Annotated in this window: 11 protein-coding genes; 5 read left to right on the top strand and 6 right to left on the bottom strand. The window is 43.5% G+C overall.

Annotated features, from left to right (window positions below; all coding sequences use genetic code 11):
* Nucleotides 1–123: 123 nt before the first annotated feature.
* Nucleotides 124–990, bottom strand: a complete 867-nt coding sequence (locus tag G5B30_RS03805; protein ID WP_165318628.1) for a menaquinone biosynthesis family protein — start codon at nucleotides 988–990, stop codon at nucleotides 124–126.
* A gap of 176 nt (nucleotides 991–1,166) precedes the next feature.
* Here G5B30_RS03805 and G5B30_RS03810 point away from each other — a divergent pair, with 176 nt between their 5' ends.
* The gene (locus G5B30_RS03810; RefSeq protein ID WP_165318629.1) at nucleotides 1,167–3,431 is read left to right on the top strand and encodes a heparinase II/III family protein; all 2,265 of its coding nucleotides are present in this window, start codon (nucleotides 1,167–1,169) and stop codon (nucleotides 3,429–3,431) included.
* A gap of 26 nt (nucleotides 3,432–3,457) precedes the next feature.
* A complete protein-coding gene (locus G5B30_RS03815) occupies nucleotides 3,458–4,726 on the top strand; it encodes a M14 family zinc carboxypeptidase (protein ID WP_165318630.1) in 1,269 nt (422 codons plus the stop codon).
* A 94-nt stretch (nucleotides 4,727–4,820) separates the two neighbouring features.
* Here the strand turns inward: G5B30_RS03815 and G5B30_RS03820 are convergent, their stop codons facing one another.
* From G5B30_RS03820 to G5B30_RS03835, 4 genes are read right to left on the bottom strand one after another with little or no spacing between them, the layout of a single operon-like run.
* The gene (locus G5B30_RS03820) at nucleotides 4,821–7,349 is read right to left on the bottom strand and encodes a heparinase II/III family protein (protein ID WP_165318631.1); all 2,529 of its coding nucleotides are present in this window, start codon (nucleotides 7,347–7,349) and stop codon (nucleotides 4,821–4,823) included.
* A gap of 27 nt (nucleotides 7,350–7,376) precedes the next feature.
* Nucleotides 7,377–9,098 carry a RagB/SusD family nutrient uptake outer membrane protein gene (locus G5B30_RS03825; RefSeq protein ID WP_165318632.1) on the bottom strand — a complete coding sequence of 574 codons (1,722 nt, stop codon included), beginning with the start codon at nucleotides 9,096–9,098 and terminating at the stop codon, nucleotides 7,377–7,379.
* Between the two features lie 33 nt (nucleotides 9,099–9,131).
* Complete coding sequence (locus G5B30_RS03830) at nucleotides 9,132–12,251, bottom strand: SusC/RagA family TonB-linked outer membrane protein (RefSeq protein ID WP_165318633.1); 3,120 nt, start codon at nucleotides 12,249–12,251, stop codon at nucleotides 9,132–9,134.
* A gap of 31 nt (nucleotides 12,252–12,282) precedes the next feature.
* Nucleotides 12,283–13,878: a hypothetical protein gene (locus G5B30_RS03835; protein WP_165318634.1), complete on the bottom strand. Its 1,596-nt coding sequence runs from the start codon at nucleotides 13,876–13,878 to the stop codon at nucleotides 12,283–12,285.
* 297 nt (nucleotides 13,879–14,175) lie between these two features.
* Between G5B30_RS03835 and G5B30_RS03840 the strand changes: the two genes are divergently transcribed.
* Genes G5B30_RS03840 through G5B30_RS03850 form a run of 3 tightly spaced genes read left to right on the top strand, consistent with a single transcriptional unit; the run spans nucleotide 14,176 to nucleotide 21,719 of the window.
* Complete coding sequence (locus G5B30_RS03840) at nucleotides 14,176–15,360, top strand: glycoside hydrolase family 88 protein (protein WP_165318635.1); 1,185 nt, start codon at nucleotides 14,176–14,178, stop codon at nucleotides 15,358–15,360.
* A gap of 51 nt (nucleotides 15,361–15,411) precedes the next feature.
* Nucleotides 15,412–17,625 (top strand): heparinase II/III family protein, encoded by a 2,214-nt coding sequence (locus tag G5B30_RS03845; RefSeq protein WP_165318636.1) that lies wholly within the window; start codon nucleotides 15,412–15,414, stop codon nucleotides 17,623–17,625.
* Nucleotides 17,626–17,666: 41 nt separating this feature from the next.
* Complete coding sequence (locus tag G5B30_RS03850; protein WP_165318637.1) at nucleotides 17,667–21,719, top strand: hybrid sensor histidine kinase/response regulator transcription factor; 4,053 nt, start codon at nucleotides 17,667–17,669, stop codon at nucleotides 21,717–21,719.
* Between the two features lie 18 nt (nucleotides 21,720–21,737).
* On the opposite strand, the gene G5B30_RS03855 is transcribed toward G5B30_RS03850, so the two are convergent.
* The gene (locus G5B30_RS03855) at nucleotides 21,738–24,290 is read right to left on the bottom strand and encodes a heparinase II/III family protein (RefSeq protein ID WP_165318638.1); all 2,553 of its coding nucleotides are present in this window, start codon (nucleotides 24,288–24,290) and stop codon (nucleotides 21,738–21,740) included.
* Between the last annotated feature and the right edge of the window lie 37 nt (nucleotides 24,291–24,327).

Below are 24,327 nucleotides of genomic sequence, written 5' to 3' on the forward strand. Positions count from 1 at the left end.
ATCTAAAAAAGTAGATGCATGTTTTAGAAAACTGCGTGTAAGTTTTTCTATTGTGCACGCACACCTGAAAAAAGTGCATGCATTTTTTGGCGGAGTAGGTGCACTATTCGAAGAACTGCCTGACTACCTTAAGAAGAGACCTTCCAGCGACTTGGGAATCAGCTCCAACGCCCGAGCCCGGTCAAACATGCTGTGAATAGCCTCTTTTCCTTCAGCCCCTAAATCCGAAGAGTAGCGGTTGACATACAATTCAATATGCTTATACATGACGTCTTCCTCCATTTCCTGTGCATGTGACCGTATATAATCCAAACCCGATTTGGGGTTAGCAAAAGCATATTCTACACTCTGATGGATTAAGTCATTAACCAAAAGCTGAACGTCCATCGGCAGGCTCCTTTTAATGACTATACCTCCAAGGGGAATAGGCTGTTGCGTCGTTTGTTCCCAATAATCGCCCAGATCCACAACCTTATGCAAGCCTTTATCCTGATACGTAAATCGGTTTTCATGGATGATCAACCCCAGGCCAATCTCTCCGCGTAGCAAGGCTTGCTCAATCTCCGAAAAAATCAGCTCTTGCTTATTTTGCAACAAGGGATAGGCCAGACTCAGCAAAAAATTGGCTGTCGTATATTTTCCGGGAATACCGATTCTCAAGTTTTGAAGCTCCTGTGGAAGAAATGCGCCGGTATATTGACTCAATCGTGCTGCCAGTTCTTCATTTTTCGTCACCAACAGAGGTCCCACACCAAAACCCAGCGCACTCCCCGCATCCAGCAAAACATACTTCTCGATTACATAAGCAAAAGCATGGTAGCTAAGCTTAGTAATATCCAATTCACCCTGAAAAGCCTTTTGATTCAACGTTTCCACATCCTGGTACTCAACCTCAAAATCCAGTCCTTGTGTGTCGATCTTGTGATGGATCAGCGCATCAAATATAAAAGTATCGTTCGGGCAGGGCGAAAAGCCTAAGGTGAGTTTCATGTATCGTTGTTTATATGCAAAAATAACGATAAAAAAGAAAATAGCCTCCCAAAGCCATAAAAAACTCACGGAGCTAAATCCCCCCTTACATTAAGGCGTTTTACCCCCTATTACTAAAAGATAATTCTTCTATTTTTGTCTGATATTCGCTTATAAACCGTAAACACGTAATACAAATGATGATGTATAGAAAACTTTTTCTATTTGGTTATACCTTTTTTATATTGTGCACTTTTTCTATAACACTAAAAGCACAGCAACAAGACGATGATATTGCCGAAGCTTTTGCACAGCTATCGGAAAAAATCCGACCAGATCACCCAAGGGTATTTATCAATGAGGGCATGTTGCGAGACTTACAGGCGAAGTCTGTCGGAGTAAACCGTGAGCACTTCGATGCAATGAAAAACCGTATCGACAACATTATCAATCGAGACATCGTATTCAACGATCTCAGTATTACCGACGGCACGCGAAGCAAAGACCATGAATATGGGTATATCGCTTCGGATGCAGCACTGATCTACCTGATTACCGGTGATCTGAAATACTTCAATTACACAAAAAAAGTCCTAATAAAGCTCAACGAATATTATGCCGCACGGAACGAGCAAAATCTGAACATCCACTGGCGCGCCTATACCCGTATCTCCGCCCTGGCGGCCTTTGATTGGATTTACGCCGGTCTGACCGAGCGCGAACGCAGAGAAATAGGCAGACCGCTGCTGGAGGCCATAGATAAAATGGTCTTTCTCCATGGGCGTAAATCTGCACCAAGAGAAAACCGGGGTGATTACAAATCTGGCTTTTATGGCAACCCTGTGTTGGCTTGGTATGCCGGCCTGGTCTTTGATAAGACAGGAATAAATGATCCGATGGCTTCTACCCTCTTGAAACAAGGATTCGAGGATCATTGGAGGCTGCTTCGTTACAGAAAGCAAGTAGCCGGTGACGACGGAGGTGCCGCAACAGCTGTTATGGAATACAATATCCAGGCCTATCCTTGGGCAGAGTTCAATTTTTTCCACAGTGTAAAGTCAGCAACGGGAGTTGATATTTCCCAACGCTGGACCTCTCCGTTGGATCTGCTGTATTATACGGTATGGAACTGGTTGCCGAAAAAGCACCATGTGGGCTATGGAGATGTAGATCATATTGCCAACCAATTGCCTTTACTCCACATGTATGCCCATCTGACACAGATGAGGCATTTCTATGGGAAAAACCACCCCAACATCATCCCGCTATTACTTTGGGTAGGGGCAAAAGTAAAACAATATCCCTCGGATGTATTTCCTTTTGCCCGGTATCTGGTGGATTATACACTCGATGAGAAAAATGTCCCACCGGTTAGCGAAGAACTGACAGGTTTGCCTTCTGCTATGCACTTCGAAAACATGGGACAGATTTTCATGCGCTCAGGCTCTGGTCCGAATGACACCTATGCGTCTTTCTCTGCAGGAGGTATCCTTACCCAACATCGACACTACGACAATAACAATTTCGTGATCTATCGCAATGGCTTTAGGGCCCTTGATTCGGGCACACGCCCCGAACCGGGTCAGCACCTCACTCACTATTACTGCCGCACCGTGGCACACAACTGCATCACGATCCGCATGCCCGGCGAGGAGTTCCCTGAATATTGGGGTGGCCCGGCTTCTTCCGAAACACCCCTGCCCATCCCCAATGACGGCGGCCAACGAGAACTGCTCGGATCTAAAGTAGTCGGGTATAGCCAGAACAAGCAGTATGTCTACATTGCTTCCGATGCGACAAAATCCTATCATCAAGATAAAGCACAGACCATCCTTCGGCAGTTTGTGTTTATCCAGCCGGATATATTCGTGGTTTTCGACAAAGTCGTCTCCAAGTCGGCCGATTACCCGAAGACCTGGCTGTTGCATACCGCCTCTGAGCCCGTATTTGTGAAGGACAACGAGTTTTACGAAACATCGCAGGGTGGTACCCTGTTTTGCCGAACAGTCTTTCCTGCCGAAGCACAAGCAACCAAGATCGGCGGTCCCGGCAAACAGTTCTGGTCGGATGGGCGCAACTGGCCGTTGCCCCTTCTTACACCCGATGATTGGAACTACCGTCCCAACAGTCCGGAGCGTTACAAAAACCTCACAACAAAACCACTATTGGGACAGTGGCGGGTCGAGGTGTCTCCTAAAAACCCCAACCTGAAAGACAGGTTCCTGCATATAATACAGGTTGGAGATGATAAGCTAAAGAGTATGGTTACCTCAAAAGCCGTGGAAAAAGACCATAAAAAGGGTGTGGCATTTGACTATGCGGGAAAATCCTACGAGATCCTGTTCAACGATGACGATACCGTCGGAGGACACATCCGCATCTCCAAAGGTGGCAACACCCTACGGAACGAAGCGTTCACCTCACAGGTAGAACCGCAGGAAAGTATATTCAAGATACGATAAACCTTTTTTCACATAAAAAATAAAAAATGAAACAACTACTGAACAATACCTTTACCCGATCCGTCTGCTACTTTGGTCTGGCCGGTCTGCTTTTCTCCGCATGTACCTCCGCACCGGAGAAAAAAGAGCCCGCTGCCGCTATATCCTACGATGCCATTCCCGAAGGCTATCTCGACGAAGCGAAAGATATACCTAATTTCTGGGTGGCCACGGTGGAGGAAGTCAATACCTATCTCAAGACCCGTGTAAAAAAAGGCAAGGTGGAGACCGTCGGAACGTCGGCCGGGGGAAGGCCCATCATGTCCGTATCCTATGGCACCGCAAGGTCCGAAGAGGGAAAGACAACCACTTTCTCGGGTTCCTTAGGCGTTTTCGACATTGCCCCGTACCGGGGAAAGGACAACAATAAGACCGTCTATATGGGACTGGGCGGGGTACACGGCTTTGAGCTGGAGGGCATCATGGGTATTATCAACATGATCGAGGTGTTTGAAACAGGCAAAGATCTGAGCGGAAAGGCACGGCCTGAGCTAGCGGCCATGCTCGATTCGGTAGACCGCATTGTGCTCATACCCCTGGTCAACCCCGACGGCAGAGCACGTATACCCATCCGCATGGAAACGGACAAAGGTGTCGATTCGCCCGAATCTTTTACCGTACATGAATACCTGAATACAGGCGGCAAGAAAGACGGCAGTATTATTGGCTGGCCCGATGTGAAGAAATATATCCCTATGGATTTTGCAAACTTTGGCTTCCCTGGGGGCTATCCAAATGACAATGGGGTCAATATCATGCATGATGATTTCTTTGGCTCACCACAACCTGAAACCAAAATGCTATTCGACATAGCGGCTCGGGAAAAACCGGACTTGATCATCAATATGCACACAGGTGTACCCAAGAACAATTATTTTATGCAGATCCACCGCCCTTTTGCAGAGCCAGAGGTGCAACCCATATTTGAAGAGCTTTACAAACAGATCAAAACCAGCTTAACACAGCATAATCTGCAAGGATCAACGGATGCCGCTGTCGAATCTACTCCACCGCAGAAATACAGTCGCTATAACCTCGGCACAGCCCTTAATTTGCACTGCGGTGCATTAAGTGTGGTGATCGAAACGCCAAGTCACGGCTTTCAGGGCACCAATCTTGCTGGTATTCCTACCGCCCATACTCCCGAATCTCTTTTAGATGCACAGCTCATTGCGCATTTGGAATCTATGAAGTTTTTAGCCGAAACAGGTGGACGAAGCCAATGGCAAAAGGATTTTTTTCCGGACAAACCGTAAGTTTTATAAGTTGATGTTAACAAAGAGAAAAGGCACAGACTTGGATACTCCACGTTCGTGCCTTTTGTTATTTTCAATGACAAAAAGAATCTCTTTATTTAACCACAAACTCAAAACCAGCAACTCTAAAGTTTCCCGATCCACTGGTGTTAAAAAAGGACAAGAATTCATCATAATTCTCTCCGCCTTTCAGTAAAATTCCCAAATCAGAAACGTCTACAAACTGTCTGCTGTGTTTGATTGTTATTTTCACCTCTTCTATTTTTTTATTATCACTGCCTTTGAATACCATCATTTTACCTGGTACAAGTCGGTTGACAATCGTACAGGACTCCGAATCTCCCATATACGTAAAAGCAATTTTTGTGAGTTCAATTGTGGCAGAGGTCGCTACATCGCTTAAATCCATACCTAAAAAATAGCCTTCATTTTTATCAATTCCTGTACTCTCCCCTCCTTTTACACCCAGCTGTCCATGACCAGACCTGTCTATGCCCGCATTGACAATACCCGAAGATTCAATACGCTTGGCATCGATCCTAAACTTCAATGTCCGTCCAAGTAAGCCTTTGTGAGTAACCTCTCCGTAGGGAACCCAATCTGGGGTTTCCAACGGTTCCAAGGTGCCAGAGCGATCAACCTTAATAGGAGAAATATCGTGGAAAAGTTTAAAACCATGCGAAGCTGTATTGGGATTCGGCGCATCCAAGATAAATGTATTCTTTTCCAATAGCAAATCTGACTTCCCCTCCTCAAAAGTTACGGTAAATCGACCGGTCTTGCTTCCCGGGATCTGCGCATTAAACCCTACCATGACCGTCCCTCGATTTTGTTGATTGTACACACCATACATGTAGTCTCCAAATTCACAAGTATATTGGCTGGGATTTTCCGAAGGCCGTATGACTAACTCGAAAGGAATGTCGGCATCAAACTTCAAAAACATCGTTTTTCCTTTTTGAGATAACTTAATTGTTTTTTTATCAATAATTTCGGCGGATGCCGGTGTAACCATGTTCCAACGCAAATCCACAGGTTTTGCATTAGCCAGTATAAAATCCTCAATCTTGAGATAGATATCGTCTATAAGAACAGCTGTCCTATGTGCCGTCTTAACTTCGTTATTAAGGTTTAAAACAGGGGTAAGATCTATTTTAACACCTTTCTCTTTTTTACGATCAAAGGTCTCGATAATCTCTGCCTTTCCATTCACATTATGTCGCTGATTATTGATCGTAAGCGTATTATGGTTGAGATTATTGTACCTAAAGATATCCCATCGTTGGGAATTTTGCCCCATATTCCACAGGTCCACACCTTTAGACTCTAAAGTGATATAGCTTTGCAGACCAAAATCCATCGCCCACCTCAAGCCTCCGACATCATAGACAAAAGTACCCTGATCCATGTGTCCATGTGGTGCTGAGGCATTTCCTCCTTTGATGCCCAGGTACTTCCCCTGGCCGGCATCCCATGCAGTACGAACGATAGATACCGGCGTAATTCCGTGGCCGGTAAACATGTGTTTGACCGGTGGTTTTATCCCGGCAGGATTCAGGTCTTTGCCGAAAACCAACACATTGGGCAGTAATCTTTCCTCATCAGCACTTTGTTTTTTAGTATATGCCCCGCTCTGAATCAACGACATTTCCTGATATATCAAAGTAGGATCGTTCCGCTTCTGGGCAAACCAAAACATCGAAGGAGAGGCAGATACGCGACTTCCATTGTCGGAATAATTAAAATAATCGCCGGATGAACCTGTTGCAAAAAGCATATAATTGGCTGATTCCATAAAACCCGCCGTTTTGGATAGCCCCTTATCAGACCCTAATGCACTTTCCAAAGCTGCAGACAACATCACCTGAAATGAGGTGCCGTAATTCCAATAACCTGGTCCTTCCGGGTAATTGCCCTCTGGACCATAGGCTTTCAAGGGTAATATGTTTGATTTCAACGCTCTTTCTATAACAGCTATAGATTGTTCCTTTTCGTCTTCCAAAATAGCCAAAGCACCGAAGACTAATCCTGCGTTACACACCGAATTCCAGTTATTGTGCGCTTTGAGAAACCATGCGTCCTTTTCGTTATAAGAAGGAGCAAACGCCTTTTCCACGATAGCTTTACGAACTTTTTCCTTTGTCACCGACTGCAAATCGTCATATAACCAATCATAGGCTATCGCTACCGCCATACACATCTCGCCCACATCCAAAAAATGGGAGGGATTCCAACTTTCAAAGTCACACACGGCATGAAGCTCCTTTTCGGCCCGTTGCAGGTATTTTACATCCTTCGTCAAGCGGTAGCTATAGGATAAATAATACAACCGGGTCAGCGCTTGACGGGAAACGGCCAGCAGCCTTTTACCTCTTTTTTCAAAAACCAGTGGCTCAACCGACAGGAAGCTATCGGACATCTGATGGATATACGTATCTATTCTCTTCAGTTCGCTTTTTTTATCTAACGATGCTTTCAGGCCAATTTCCTCTCCTTTTGTCAATAAAAGACGAGGATGCTCTTTGATTTTTGCATAGTCAAATGAAAGTACTGATCTAGCCACCTGTGCGTTCACTGAAACACATAGATAGATCAATAAAACAACAAGGATTCCCTTTCTCATACGATATAATTTATTAGCACCATTCCATTACTCCGTCCATTGCGGCCGTTGCTTGAGGCTTTTGTTCAATTCCGTCTCTTGCTGTGGATAAGGCAATAAAAAGTGTTTTGACTTTTTAAAATTTTTACCCGGTTCCAGATAGGTCTGATGAAATTGATTTGTCGCCACAAACATAGGATTATTTTCTATCATATTATTTGTGTAATCCAGCTTTTCCTTCAACAAATTCCATCGAATCAAATCCTGTTTACGTAAGCCCTCAAAACACAGCTCTCTCAACCTCTCATTCACTATCTCTTCAAAGAACACATTATGGTTCCAGCTTCCACTATAAGGCTCCTGTCCTGCACGTTCCCGCACTTTATTGAGGCTGGTCACAGCCGCCGGTGTCGCATCCGCCGTACCATACCTACCTCCAATACTCGCCTCCGCGTGCATCAATAGTACATCCGAAAAACGTAATATCGGGAAATTGATACTCGTAAAGTTGGGATCTTTTTCTGAACCCGGTGTATTATTCAAGATGGTATAGGGAGCATTGACCCATGGAGACTTTGTTTTGAGTTCTTCGATATCCGTAGGTTCCCACCTCCTAAATTTACCGATACCATACTCTTGATCCAAAGGGTTGTCGAAAATATACCGCATCGTAAACACCTGGCTTCCGGAACTGAAATTATTTCTATAACCCGCAATACTCCATTCACGTCTTGTATCCTCAGCCGAATAGATATCATACAGTGGTAAGCCCGCATTGATAATGGCGAATCCTCTGGGGATATCCGGTGTACCCACAAATTCCACACCGTTGATATTCCCTAAGCGTCCGCTAACATTTATCCCCATACTATACAAATTACCAAAAGAAATTTCAAATAAAGATTCCCTTAGGTCATATTTGTCTTGGAGATAATGGATAAAATGATTTCTATAGCTATTCGGATCGGTAGCGTAGGGTACAATACTATGCCAACCATCTGCGATAATGATTTCACATTGATCTTTTGCTTTATCAAAATATTGCTGTGGATTTTCAAAGTAGCAATCCGCTTCATTTGGAGCCAGATAGGGTTGAAAACCACCCATTTTGAGGTATAATCTGGCTAACAAGCCATGTGCCGCCATCTTATTCGGTTCTCCCGGTACGTACCCTGCATCTTTCGCATGATAAAGGTGTTCTGCAGCAAATAGGTAGTCTTTTTCTGCCTGCTTATAAACATCAAATGCCGGCGATGGTGGAAAGTCATTGTCCGCTTGGGAATAGCTTGGCGTTAGGCGCAAAGGAACCGGCCCAAACCAATTGGCCAAAGTGAAATAACAAAAGCCTCGGATGAAACGGGCCTTGGCCAGTAGCCTATTATATTCTTCTTGGGTAAATAAGTCAGCTTTTAGATTTTTCTCAAATTGATTGATCAGATGTATACAGCTATAAAATCTCAGCCACATATTCTTTATTTCATCGCTTGAGGCTGTGTAGGCATACTTTGCCGCATCTCTTTGGGCTGAAGTCGTATTGGTATAGCTTTCATCTGTCCCTGCTTCCAAAACAACATTGAACATATATCCGTACAGATCCTCCGTAGCCAGCTGTCCATAGATACCCGACAGAGCCAGGTCGGCTTCTTCTCTCGTCGAATAAAAAGATTCATCCGTCCATGCATATTTTGGATCGATCTCCAGGAACTTCTTACAGCTGGAAAACCCAAGCGTCAAAGCGATAATAGTTAAATATTTTATGCTATTTCTCATTTTAAGTTGTATTAGTAGATACAAAAATTTCAATTAAAATGTAATATCAATACCTCCAGAGACCGTCACACTCTGCGGATAAGCCGAATAGTCCAAACGAGGTGTCAATGCACCATACCTACCTACTGACACATCCGGATCATAACCTTCGTATTTGGTCCAGGTATATAGGTTTTGAGCAGATACAGAGACTCTGCACCGCTTCATCCGAAGCTTGGTTAATATGGATTGCGGCAGATTGTATCCCAGTGCAAGCGTTTTTAATTTCAAATAAGAGCCGTCATCGATATGACGGGTATCCAACTTATATCCATAGGGTGTCACAAGCCCCACTCCGCCATATCTTACCCCCCCGATTTCAGTATCGGTATTCTCCGGTGTCCAGATGTCGTTGAGGGACTTTAACCCGTTTCTTCCCGCGATGTATATATTCCCAAAGCTGGATTTATTCCCGTTCAATATATCAAAATCATACGCCCATTGTAGCAAAAATTGCAAATCAAAGGATTTGTACCTGAAATGGTTAAATAAACCACCCGTATGTTTGGGGTGGGGATTACCGATAATCGTTCGGTCAAGCTCGTTAATCCTGCCATCGTTGTTGATATCCTTAAATTTGACCATGCCCGGTCTCATTGCCGTTTGATAAGAAGGTTGGCCTGTCTTAAGTATATAATCGCCACCTACAAATTCGAAATCTTCCAATTGGTATAGGCCGTCAAACACCAACCCATACATCATCCCGACAGGTTGCCCTACCCTGGTAATATACTGATATTCGGTCTGCATAAACTGGGAGTCCCAGGAGGGGTCAGTCTTTATTTCCTGCTGACCGGAATTCAGTTGCACCGTCTTGGTCCTGTTGAATGAGATATTGAAATTAGTATTCCATCTAAAATCCCTGCTCCGTATATTTTGAGATTTTAACGTAAACTCAAACCCACGATTGGATACTGCACCTATATTCTGTTGCGCTTTGGAAAAACCCGTACTCAGGGCCATTTCAGCATTCAGCAACAGGTCCCGGGTATCCTTTATATAGTAATCCATCGTAAAATCAAATCTTTTTAAGATTTGTAGGTCCAATCCTATGTTAGTTTGCGCCGTAGTCTCCCAACGTAGATCAGGTACAGCCAGATTACTTTGGTATGCTCCCGGAGAGAACGCCTGATTTTCACCCAATACATAACCACTGGACGCATCTACGGAAAACAGATTATATCCCAAGAAATTACCTATACGATTGTTCCCAGTCACACCCCATCCTGCTCTAAACTTCATGTCGGTAATCGCTTCGACAGATTTAAGAAATTGTTCCTGAGATACCCTCCAGGCAAGGGAAAACGAGGGAAAGTATCCCCATGTATTTTTTCCTCTGAATTTGGAAGAACCATCCGCTCTAAAGTTAATAGTAGCCAGATATTTATCGTCATATGCATAGTTAGCGCGGCCAAAATAAGAAAGCAATGTGTTTTCAGTGTACATGGACTGGGCGATAGTGGCCGTAGTCGCGATACCCAGATTATCGATCCCGAAAAAGTCGGTAGGCAAGTTTGTATTCCGCAGTTCGGATGTTTCGAAACCATTGTGTTGTGCTTCCGACCCGACAAGAAATCCATAATCATGATCCCCTTTCTTATCTTTATATCGTACTGTTCCTGTTATAGACAAAATATCATTCCTCCGGTCACTTATTGTACCATTTATCCCCCGGTTTGTTCTGGAACCTTCGTTCGTCTCCTTTTTAAAGAACAGCGTACTCTCCGTAATCGCTGTTCTATAATTACCCGTTACATCCAAGTTAAACTTTGATAAAAATTCATAGTTGAATCCCAGTGTTCCGGCGAGAATATCTGAATGCTGTTGCCGCATGGTATTATTAAGCGTCGTGACCGGATCAAATAGGCTTGGGTCATCCGTAATAAGTAGCTCTTCTTCATCTTCTATCCAGTTCACTGGCTGCACAGGACGGAATGTCACCGCGTTTCGGATAACGCTCGTCCATTGGTCACCAGACACCTGCATACCATCATATTTTAACTTCGAATATTCTACCTGTCCCTTTATCTCAAAGTTGTCCACTAACTTGTGTGTAAATTTCAGCCTATTGTTAATCTTTCGAAATCCGGTCGTAAGGAGTGTACCCTGTTGATCCAAGAAATTACCACTGTAATATAAAGTCGTCTTGTTATTTCCCGTACTCAAGGTCAAGGTATGGTTGTTGGTGAGACCGATCTGGAACATTTCGTCTTGCCAATTTGTACCCTGTGTATTCCGATACAATTCGGCATCTATCCATCTGTTGTGAAACTGATCCACGTTATAAGCCGGGACGTAATTATCTCTTGCATAAGCTACCTTTTCTTGGTACTTTACATACTCATACGCTCCCATTACCTCCAAACGAGTAGGTATATACCGCGTCCAATAGGACGTAGATGCTTTAATGTCTGTTTTACCGTCAGATCGGCCGCTATTGGTCGTAATCACTACAACCCCATTTGCACCCCGAGAACCATATATAGCCGTCGCAGACGCATCCTTCAAGATGTCTAAGCTCTTAATATCACGTGTATTGAGACTTCCTGGATTAAACTCTTCCAAAGGAACACCGTCTACGACATAAAGGGGGGTATTGTCACCTGTAATGGAGTTACCTCCACGGATTACGATATTGAGGGCGCCGCCCGGTGTACCATCACTCGAAGTGACCTCAACTCCCGCAACACGGCCCGCCAATGCTTCGTCAAAATTTGCCGTCGCCGTTTCTTTCAATTCATCCGGGTTCACACTCGCAACCGAGCCGGTAAGATCTCCTTTCTTTACGACATCATACCCGACAACAACGACTTCGCTAAGTTGCACCTCGTCTATTTTCAGTTGGATATTGATAGTCTGTTGATCCAGAGCCAGCTTTTCGACCGTTTGGAATCCTATATACGAATAGACCAAAACGTCAGACGATTTTACATTGGCAATAGAATAAGCACCCGTTTCATCTGACTGTGTTCGCTGTTGTGCACCTCTTACCGTAATACTGGCTCCTAAAATCGGTTTTCCTTGGTGGTCCGTCACCTTACCCGTAATCGTATGCTGTGCAAAAACACCAGAGATAGGGATAAAGAACAGTAATAATAAATTGATTAGTTTCATAGTTCTTAAGTTCATAAATGCCTGCTATGTATTAATTCGATTCCTCTGCTTTATAATGAATGTCTGAGAAGATGTACATTCCTCCTCGGCCTTCGCCCGAATTGAACATTATTGGATCTGTAAAATTTACCGATTTGATTCGGAAAGCCAAGGTAAAGTTTGTCGAGATATAACCCGATGGAATTTCATAAACACACTTGACCCATTTCTGGGAGAAATCCCCTAAATCAGGTCTTTTCCTCCCGTCTGGATCACCTCCTGTTGTCTGATCCCCCGGATATGGTGTACCGTCAAACACCGGCCCCCAAGGAGCACCCGTTGATTGTGTCCCGTTCGTACCTAATGATTTTTGGCTTTTTATACCGTCATTGATTTTTGTCCAAGTGCCGTTCATCCAATTTCCGTCCACATCCATAATGTTACCTCCTGTATAGTCGGTAGAGATATATACCTCCAGATCGGAAGGGGTGCGACCATCTTGCAGATATCGGAAAAATGCAACCTGATAATAGAATGTTAAAGACAATTTATAACCATATTGGAACGGTGTAAGGTCTTGGCTATCCATTGCCATCCATATATCAAAAGGAGATGTCTTTCCGCTACTACTGTAAGTGTCTGTCTGCAAAGACATCTGCCCTACATTAGCAGCAGGTCTTTCCGGTATTTGAAGAAATTTTCCATAATTATTTATCGTCTCTCCCCAGATACGCTGACTATCGCCCGGCTTAACCTTTTGCACCGTATACCCGGCACCGCCATTCGGTTTTGCTCCAGACGTAATCAATGTAGGGTAAAAGAAATAGATGGTTTCCACTTCCATTTCTTCGGGCGTGTCCGTAATAACAACCCTGACGACGTCGTCAAAAGCAACAACCTCCCCACTAATATTACTAACAGCTTGGACGGTCACATCCAATGACTCCCGACTATTATAAACGTAACCAGATGCAAGGGAAATCGCTCCGGTCGACCTGTCAATAACCAATTTGTCCGAATGGTTACCCAATTCAAACGAAATATCCGGATTGCCATTGGGTACAATCGGTGTCACAGTCTTACTATCCGGATCGCCATAAACCAAATTTTGGTTTTTTGGTGCATAGACCATCATTGTCGGTAAAAGGGGCACGATCTTTAAATGAAAAGCATCCTCAAAAACCGTTGCGTACACCGTACCTTCGGCCTCTGTCGTAACTTTAACTGTTACGTAATAGTCACCCACCGGTAAAGCATGACCCGAAGCAACCGAAATCACTCCATTCTCACCTTTGCTTACCGCCTTGACCGACGTGATAAGATTACCCTCCTCGTCTACGACGCTATCATTGGATCTGATGGGGATATTGACCGTAGTACTCCCTCCTATACTGAAATATTGTAGAAGCGACTCCTCTAACGGCGATCCGTCTGCTTTTTTGATGGTGACAATCTCATATTCGGGTAAGAGTCCCCCGGTCTGCACAGTGGGCGGAGCCGAAGAAATCCCAGCTCCTTCTCTTGCATCTAATGTATGTATATACTTCAAATCTGCCGGATTGCCTATATTGCCGGCTTTCCAAGTCTCTTTGCATCCATATAATACAACGATATGGAGCATCAGCAAAAACAAGTTTCCATTCTTCATGATTTAATAATGTTTATTTGGTTATTTTTATGACACTTCACAAATATCACCAAAGAGCAGCCTTTATCATAGGGGATAACTGTCTTAAATAAGGGGGCAATTTAAAACACTGATCCAAATACAGTTTTAGAGAAACCCCATCCTCCATCAAATAAGAACTCCTTTTCGTTGAACGATTTACCCCCATCATTCAGACATTACCTCCCCTTAGCTATGGGATAAAATTGTCGTATTTTGTATTATTACAAAAACACTTCACAATTTAAATTAAACCGCTCACCTAATTTTTGTTAAAAAATGAACATGATCAAGTTGACTACTTTATGGTTACTCTCCTCAACGGTCTTAGCTTGTACTACGAATAATAGCAATACTGATTCGATACTTCAAAGAGCCGAAAAACAACTTACCGTATTGCGCGCTTCTTCTCTGCAAGACAACAATATTCCGAGGAGCATGAATAAGGAAGGTCATATCCGCTGGATCGAGACACCATACGACTGGACAGAAGGTTTTTGGCCGGGCACTTGTTGGATGTTGTATCAGCAGACACAGGATGAGAAATGGAAAGAGGCAGCAATAGCAGCACAGAAACTGATTGAACACCATAAAGACCTTACTAATGACCATGACCTCGGCTTTATCTTTAACAACTCCTATGGCAAAGCTTATCGGATCACCGGAGAGGGGCAGTATAAACAGGTACTAATTGATGCGTCCAATTCATTGATTACACGATTTAATAAAAATGTAGGGTGTTTACAGAGCTGGGATGTGGTAGATAACTGGCAGGCAGAACGAGGATGGAAGTTTCCGGTCATTATCGACAACCTGATGAATCTGGAGATGCTGTTCGAAGCCTCCAACATCACCGGAGACAGTTCGTACCGGAATATCGCCATCACCCACGCCAACACCACGATGAAAAACCACTTCAGACCAGACGGAAGTTCTTATCATGTGATCGATTATGATCCCACAACGGGCGAGGTGTTACACAAGGTTACGGCACAGGGCTTTGCGGACGAAAGTGCCTGGGCACGGGGCCAAGCTTGGGCTTTGTATGGGTACACCATGTGCTTCCGCTATACCCGAGACAAAAGGTATCTGGATTTCGCAGAAAAGATAGCCCAATTTATCCTTAATCACCCCAACTACCCCAAAGACGGAGTGCCCTATTGGGATTTCAATGCGCCAAATATACCCAATGAAATCCGGGACGCTTCTGCTGGAGCCATAATGGCTTCCGCACTTTTAGAGTTGAGCTCCTACACCAATGGTAAATACCTCCAAGCAGCGTCACATATTTTAGACTCACTGGATGGAGACACTTATACAGCCAAGCAAGGGGAAAACGGAAATTTTGTACTAAAACACAGCGTAGGCAGTATTCCACATGGCAACGAGATCGATGTGCCGTTGAATTATGCGGATTACTATTATATCGAAGCGCTTATTCGTCTCAAGGAAAGAGGGCTATAGTCCTCAATCTGGCACAAATCGGAATAGGTGCCATGCATTAAAAAAATGATTATGGAAAATCACAAATTAAGAACAGGGTTAAAATGGTTTGCAGCGATGCTGATTGTATTACTCCTATCTTGTAAAAAAGACAAAGTCAAAGATTCGGAGAATCACCATAACGAAGATGAAGAGCCGGCGCCAACTGGCTGGGTAGCATCCGTATCGACCGAACACCCTCGGCTATTCTTTAATGGACAGACCTTTGACAAAGTAAAGCAGCGAACATTAAACGAAGAACAAGCCGCATTCAATAAGATCAAGTCCCAACTCGATAATATGATCGGGCAGGACATTGTATTTGAAGACAAAGATGCCGCCGATGGCTCAAAAAACGACAATCACGCCTACGGTACAAGAGCTGCGGAAGCTGCATTTGTTTACCTCATAACGAAAGATCTTAGGTATCTTAATCTGGCGAAAAACTTTCTCAAAGAGATCGTAGACTATTACGAATACCGTAATAATAACAGCCTAAATATCCACTGGCGAGCTTTTTCACGTATACACACACTCTGTGCATATGACTGGTTGTACAATTACCTGACACCCGATGAACGCCAAGAGATCGGAAAAAAACTCTTGAATGCCATTGATTTTATGCTCCCTTCCAGCAGAAAAGACTTTAACCGGGAAAACCGTGGCCGGGAAATAGACGTCGGTTTTTATGGCAATAATGTATTGGAATGGTATGCGGGTGTCGCCTTTCACAAAACAGGTGTAAATGACGCGTTAGCGTTAAAAATGCTTGAAAATGGTTATAGTAATCATTTAAAAGTAATCGACTATCGTAGTTCTGTAGGAGGGCTGCCCGTTGCGGTCTTGGAATACGCTTCAAAAGCCTACCCCTGGGTGGAATTCAACTTTATGCACACCTACCAATCGGCTACCGGTACGGACATTTCTTCCAAATGTGCGCATCTGACCATCTACCCAAGTTTCTGGTACTGGAACTGGATAGGCGGATATAAACGAGAGTTTGGGTTTGGAGATTCCGATCATTGGACGAATGCATTCAATACAGATTTTATTCCGATACATTTGGCGCAACTTCTGCACTTCTATGGAAATTCTCACTCCGAGATTATTCCGACGGCAAAATGGCTATTACACAAGGCTGGAAAAAAGGAACAATCAGAGTTTCCGCTGACCACCTTTTTTCTAACAAACAACTACGTCTTCTCTGATGCAACAGATATCACACCTCGGATGCCAAATGCCTATTTCTTTAAGCCACAAGGCCAAATATTTATGCGATCGGGGTCTACCGAATCTGACACATATGCACTTTTCACAGCAGACGGTACGGTGACCTCACACCGCCATTATGATAACAATCATTTTACGATCTATAAGCGAGGGTATCTGGCAATGGATACCGGAGGGCGACCAGAACCTGGTATACATTTACCTAATTACTATGCCAGGACAGTAGCCCACAATTGTATCACTATTGAGATGCCGGGGGAGGTCATGCCTACCTATTGGGGCAATCCGGCAAGTGGCGAATCCAAAGAACCGGCTCCAAATGACGGTGGCCAGAACGATATGTTGGGATCAAAGGTACTGGCCTTTGACGAAAAGCCCGAGTACGTATACATCGCCTCGGATGCTACAAAATCGTATCATAATGATAAGTCTGCATTGGTATTACGACAATTTGTATTTATTATCCCCGATATTTTCATCATTTACGATCAGGTCATTTCAAAAAATGCAGCATATCCAAAACGGTGGCTGCTCCACACCGCGACAGAGCCGATATTCAACGGCGATACATTTTATGCTGACGAAAATGAAGGCCGACTTTTCTGCAGAACATTACTGCCTGAGGATGCGAATCATACCAAGATAGGTGGTCCTGGAAAACAGTTTTGGTCCGGAGGAAAAAATTGGCCAATACCTAGTTCATACTCCATTCCCAACGATCATCCGCTCCTTGGGCAGTGGCGTATAGAAACGACTCCATCTCAGGCACACACCGAAGATCAGTTCCTACACCTTATACAGGTAGGAGAACGTAACAGCCTGACGACCATGATTCCTTCACAGCTTATTAACGAAGGTAATCAAGTGGGCGTGTCCTTTAGTTATAATAGTCGGGACTATACCGTGACATTTTCCAAAGACGGAACAGCCAAAGGAACAATCCATATAAAACAAGAGGGAGTTACGCACTTATCCGAAAACTTTAGAGAGACCGTGAAGCCACAGGTGCCCTATTAATAGAATATTTTTATTACATTAGCTATCAAACCCAAAAACGGATGAGAGTTTACCTCCTTATAAGTTTTTTTCTTGTCGGGTTTGATGCTATTGTCTTTGGCCAGCATCAGCAAAGTATACCGAAAGATCCCATCTTCAATCGGTTTACCTCGGCCAACGGTCTGTCTCAACGGTCTGTTGCCGACATAATACAGGACAAAAGAGGGTATATCTGGTTCGGAACACGGGATGGTCTCAACAAATTTGATGGCCATAAATTCATAATATATAGGCATACACCCGCAGATACCAGCAGCCTGAGCAACAGCAATGTACATGCGATATACGAGGACAGCTACGGTAACCTTTGGATAGGTACAGAGAGAGGATTGAACAAATATAATCCCATAGCAGACAATTTCACCCGATATAAACTGTCCAATGCGGCAAATATGGTGGAGGATAATATCGTACGAGGGATCATGCAGATCGATAGCAACCTACTCTGGGTGGCCACTGTAAATGGTATTGTACAGGTTAATATCAAGACAGATGAACACGCAAGAATACAAAAATCAAACAACGTAAATTCCCCCAGCGACAATAATATCCGCTGCTTCCTAAAGGATGACCAGGGTAATATCTGGATCTGCAATACGAAGTATATCGATGTATACCACCCCAAAAAAGGTTTTTTCAGACATCTGAACTATCCGCAGAAAGCCGCCAACGCTATACATCTCAACGACCTCCCTGTCCTCTTTATAGACACCAAAAATACGCTTTGGCTCGGCCATGAGAAGGGGTTGGTACGATATGATCCGTTAACAGAAAATTTTGTGAATTTCTATTTTGATGGCAATAGACCTATTACATCACCTGTCCGTACCATTTGTGAAGACCGGTTTGGAAACCTTTGGATAGGAAGTTATTCGGGCCTCTATATCTTAAGTGCAGATCATACCGAATTAAAGCATATCGTGCACGACCCAAACAATGCCAACAGCTTAAGCCAAAACTCCATCTATAAGATTATCCGTGATTCCCGGGGAGACATGTGGATCGGTACATGGGCCGATGGCGTCAACTATTACAACCAGGACAATAGTGCTTTCAAGAGTATCTATTCGGGTAATACCAACAGCAAGCTGAACTATAAAGTCGTGAGTGGTATGGCGGAGGACAGCGAGGGAAATCTTTGGATCGGTACCGAAGGGGGTGGGTTGAACTTTTACGATAGAAAAGCAAAAAAATTCACCTATTACAAACACAACCCCCACGACCCCGGCAGCCTAAGTGCTAATAATGTAAAGGCGGTCATCATAGATCGCCATAATGGACTCTGGGTAGGTATACACGATGGTGGACTGAACTATTTACCCGCTAACAGCAAGTCAGCTAAATTTCAACAAATAGATTTTTCGTCCCATCAAAATATTTCCCTGAAAGCCTATAAAGTCCTTACACTTTTCGAAGACTATAATGGAAATATCTGGATAGGTACGCTTACGGGAGGGTTGATCTTCTATGATACACATAAAAAGACCCTTTCAAAAATCGACAAGGACATCAAGACCGTCATGAGTATCGTCCAAACTGAAAATCCGGACATACTGCTTACAGGAGGGAGCACTGGGTTGGAGACGATTGATATAAGAACCAAACAACAGCGTACGTTACGGATCAAGGAATTTGGCAAGAATGATTCACCTCCCTATGTCAATTGTATTTTTGTAGACCCTTCCAATAACTATTGGATCGGCACCGAAGGACAGGGATTGCATATATACAATCCCAAAAACAAAACGACCAAATCTTACAGCACCAAAGATGGATTGCCCAATGATATCATATACGGTATCTTATCCGATAGCGGCGGTAAAATATGGGTAAGTACCAACAAGGGAATTAGCCAGATTGACGCGTCCTCGAATAGTATAAAAAATTACAATCAATCCGATGGCCTGCAAGGCAATGAATTTAATTATGGTGCGTCCTTCAAAACTAAAAGTGGAGAACTATTCTTTGGCGGCACCAATGGGCTAACGTATTTTGACCCCAAAGATATCCGCAGAAATACTTTTGTCCCTCCTATCGATATCACGAGCGTTGAAGTAAATAACGTACCTTTCGAAAAAATTACGGACTCAACAACCGTCATTACACTCCAACACAATGAGAATAATTTCAGCATCGACTTTACTTCGCTAAGTTATATGCGTCCCGAAAAAAATGAATTTGCCTATAAACTCGAAGGAAATGATGAAAACTGGAACTATACCGGAAATCAACGGAGAGCTGTATATACGAATATTAAAGCTGGTTCCTACATGTTTAGGGTAAAAGGATCCAACAACGACGGCATCTGGAATGAACACGGAGCAATATTACATATACGGGTCCTGCCCGCGCCTTGGAACACCTGGTGGGCTTACCTGCTGTATGTTGTCCTATGTGCTGGCTTATTTCTCTACATCCGAAAACTGATTTTGTTGAGAGTAAAAGAACGCAAAGAGAAAGAGCGACTAGAAGAAGCCAATCAGTTAAAATTAAGTGTCTTCACAGAGATATCCCATGAATTTCGAACTCCTCTCACCCTGATCATCAGCCCGCTGGAAAAGATGGTTGAAAAAAAACTAGGTGATCCTCACATACAGCAGCAACATGACATTATGCTAAAGAACGCAAGGATGCTGCTTCAGTTGATCAACCAGATATTAGATTTTAGGAAAAGCGAGGCCGGTAAGCTTACTCTGCAGGTAACTAAAAATAACATGGTGATCTTTGTGGAGGAAGTCAAAAAATCTTTCGACACTTTAGCGGAGAGAAAAAATATTCAATACAGGCTGATCCATCGTCATAACGATATTCCGGTGTGGTTTGATAAACCCAAGCTAAAGAACATCTTATTCAATTTATTGTCCAATGCCTTTAAATTCAGCAACGACAACAGCAGTGTGACGATATATGTATCTACCACTTCCAAAAAGGTAAAAGCCAAGCTGATACAATATGTTAAAATAAGTGTTGTCAACTTCGGTCCCGTGATCCCAAAAGAATATATTAAACTGATTTTTGATCAGTTTTATCAGCTGGACCACCAACAAAATTTAGGTTCGGGAATCGGCTTGTCACTCACTAAAAAACTTGTCGAACAGCATCAAGGAAAGATAATAGCAAGTAGTTCCGAAGCTAAAGGAACTCGTTTTACGGTTTTATTGCCGCTAGGGAACGAACATTTTGCCCAACATGAATATGCGGAACAGGATGAACGTGCAACAGAAACTGATTATATTCTTCCTCAGATGGGCCGCGAAGAAGATCAAGTGTCCTCTTCTACATTCACCGAAAACCAACAATCCCTTTTAATCGTGGAAGATAACCTCGATCTTCAAAAATTTATCAAAGAAATCTTCTGGAATAAATATCACGTTTTCACCGCTGCAGATGGTAACGAAGCGCTCGAAATCGCGCTTCATCATACGATTGATTTAATCATAAGCGATATAAGCATGCCGGATATGGATGGTTTTGAGTTATGTGATAAAATCAAGACAACACTTATCACCAGCCACATCCCCGTGATATTGCTGACCGCTAAAACATCTCCAACCGATCAGAAAATGGGTTATTATACCGGTGCTGACGCTTATATTACAAAACCTTTCAACGTGGATATATTGGAGCTTCGGGTAGATAATCTATTAAAAACAAGAGAGAACCTGATCCGAAAGTTTAAAAATGACTTGATTCTCGAACCCAAGGAACTAACAGTAACCTCTCCGGATGAAACATTTTTAGCAGAAGCGATCGCTGCCGTGGAGGAGAATATTTCCAATCCAGATTTCAATGTCAGTATGTTCATCGATCAGATGAATACAAGCCGTACGGTCATTTATACCAAACTCAAGGCATTGACAGGCCAAAACCTCTCGACCTTTATCCGGACCATACGGCTCAAGAAAGCGGCGATGCTGTTAACGCAGACAAACATGAATATATCGCAGATCGCTTATGAAGTTGGCTTCAACGATTTAAAGTATTTTAGGGAGAGTTTTAAAGAGCTTTTCAGCATGACACCTTCGGAATATAAAAGGAGAAGTGGTGGTAAATAAGCCTTTTTCTGATCCCTTTTATTTCACCACAAACTCAAAGCCCGCAATTCGCCAACTACCCTCCGTTGTATTGAATAAGGATAAAAACTCCGTATGGTTCTCTCCTCCTTTTAACACGATACCCAGTTCTGAAATATCCCGAAGTCTTCTTTTATGTTTATCGGTTATCTCAACTTCCTGCAGCTTTTTTCTGTCACTTCCTTTCAGTACCGTCATCTTCCCGTTCTGGCGGTTGACAATAGTACAGGATTCTGAAGCATCAAAGAACAGTAGCCCGATTTTGGTCAGCTCAACGCTCATGGACGGATCTACTTTCCGCAGATCAAGACCTAAAACAAAACCTTCATTCACATCGATGCCGTTACCTCCTCCACCCCTGATGCCCAATAGACCATCATTGGAGCGGTCTATGCCAGCATCTTCCAATCCGTTAGGGGTAATTCTTTGGGCATGAATCTTAAAGCCGAAAGACGTTCCGAAAAGCTTATCCTTATTGACCTTTCCATAAGGAATCCAATCTGGTATTTCCATAGGATACAGCTCTCCGGATGCGTTGATACCAATCGGGGAAACATCAGAGAACACGGTATTTCCTTCCGATGCCATACTCGGGTTTGGTGCATCAAGTACAAAGGTGTTTTTAGGTAACAAGGTTTCGACCTTATCTTCCACAAATGTCACTTCAAATCTGGCTGTTGCACCAGCCGGAATATTGGCATCAAACCCGACCATTACTGTTCCTTTGTTGGGCAGGTTATAATCACCATATTTGTTTCCAGTAAACTCATTTATATAGTCCTTAGGGTTTTCTGACGGGCGAATGGCCAATTCGAAAGGTACATTTCCCTCAAATTTCAGGATCATCGCTTGCCCTTGTTGTGAAAGTCGGATCGTATGATCGTCAACAATTTCGGCTGTTGCCGGTGTGACCATATTCCACCTGAGTGCCACAGGGTTTGCATTGGCTTCTACAATGTCCTCGATATTTAGATACGATTCGTCTACGATGACGGCTTTCCTAGTCGCAGCTTTGAGCTCGTTATTGAGATTTAATACCGGCATAAGATCAATCTTAGCCCCAGATTCTTTCTTACTATCAAATGTTTCGATAATCTCAGCCTGTCCGTTCACATGATGCCGTTGATTATTAATGGTCAATGTATTATGATTGAGATTACTGTGTCGAAAAACCTCCCACCGTTGAGAGGCTTGTTCTTTATTCCACAGATCGACTCCCTTGGATTCGAGCGTAATATAGCTTTGTAGACCAAAATCCATCGCCCACCTCAGATGTCCGATATCGTACACAAATGTACCCTGATCCATATGCGCATGAGGCGCAGAAGCACTGCCTCCTTTAATTCCCAGATATTTCCCTCCACCGGCTTCCCATGTGGCACGAACGATCGTTACTGGGGTAATCCCATGACCCGTATACATCTTCTTCGAGGGTGTCTTTATTTTCGATAAAGTCAGATCCTTTCCAAAAATAAGCATATTAGGTAATGTCCTATCTCCTTTTAATCTTGTATATACACCTTTATTAATCAGTGCCTTTTCTTGAAATATCAGTGTAGGATCATTCAGTTTATTGGCAAACCAAAACATAGATGGGCTAGGCTCTATTTGCCGACCACAGTCGGAATAATTGAAATAATAACCCGAGGGTCCCGTCGTAAATAACATGTAATAGGCTGATTCCATGAAGCCGGGAGAATCTGATAATCCGTTGTCTGATCCCAACGCACTCTCCAGTGCTGCAGACAACATCACCTGAAACGTCGTGCCATAGTTCCAGTAACTCGGTCCTTCGGGATAGTTGCCGTCGGGGGCATAGGCCTGCAATGGCAATTGAGTGGATTTCAGAGCTCGCTCGATGACAGCGATAGCTTGTTCTTTATCATCTTCGAAGATCGCCAATGCCCCATAAACCAGCCCTGCATTACAGACCGAGTTCCAGTTATTGTGCATGTTCAAGAACCGATTATATTTCTTTTCGTAGGAAGGCGCTATGGCCTTTTCCACAATGGCCTTGCGCACTTTCATTTTTGTCTGCTCCTGTAAATCTGCATATAACCAATCATACGCAATAGCGACAGCCATACACATCTCCCCTACATCCAAGAAATGAGAGGGATTCCAGCTCTCAAAGTCACATACGGCATGGAGCTCTTTTTCCGCACGTTGCAGGTATTTCGTATCACCGGTCATGCGGTAACTATAAGACAGATAATACAACCGTGTCAGGGCCTCTCTGGAGACTGCCAAAAGCCTTTTCCCTTTCTTCTGGAAAGTCACCGGTTCTTTTCGGAGAAGCCCATCTGATACCTCACGTATGTAAGCATCGATCTGTTGAAATTCAGAATTTCTCGCTATAGCCCCTTTAATTGTCTTTTCCTCTCCCCGATTGAGCAAGAGCCGGGGATGTCCGTTTATTTGCTGATAATCAAACGAGGGCGTTATTTTCTGTTGGCCAATTGCCGGAAAGTGCAGAGCAAGTACGAAAAGGACAAGGATAGATCTTACGTGATTTAGCCCACTTGGCTTATAATGTATTCTTTGTTTGCTCATAAAACCTCGGTATGATCTTAAAATATGAATAAATGGT

Origin of the sequence: Sphingobacterium sp. SGG-5 (assembly GCF_011043525.1) — a bacterium.
GTDB lineage: Bacteria > Bacteroidota > Bacteroidia > Sphingobacteriales > Sphingobacteriaceae > Sphingobacterium.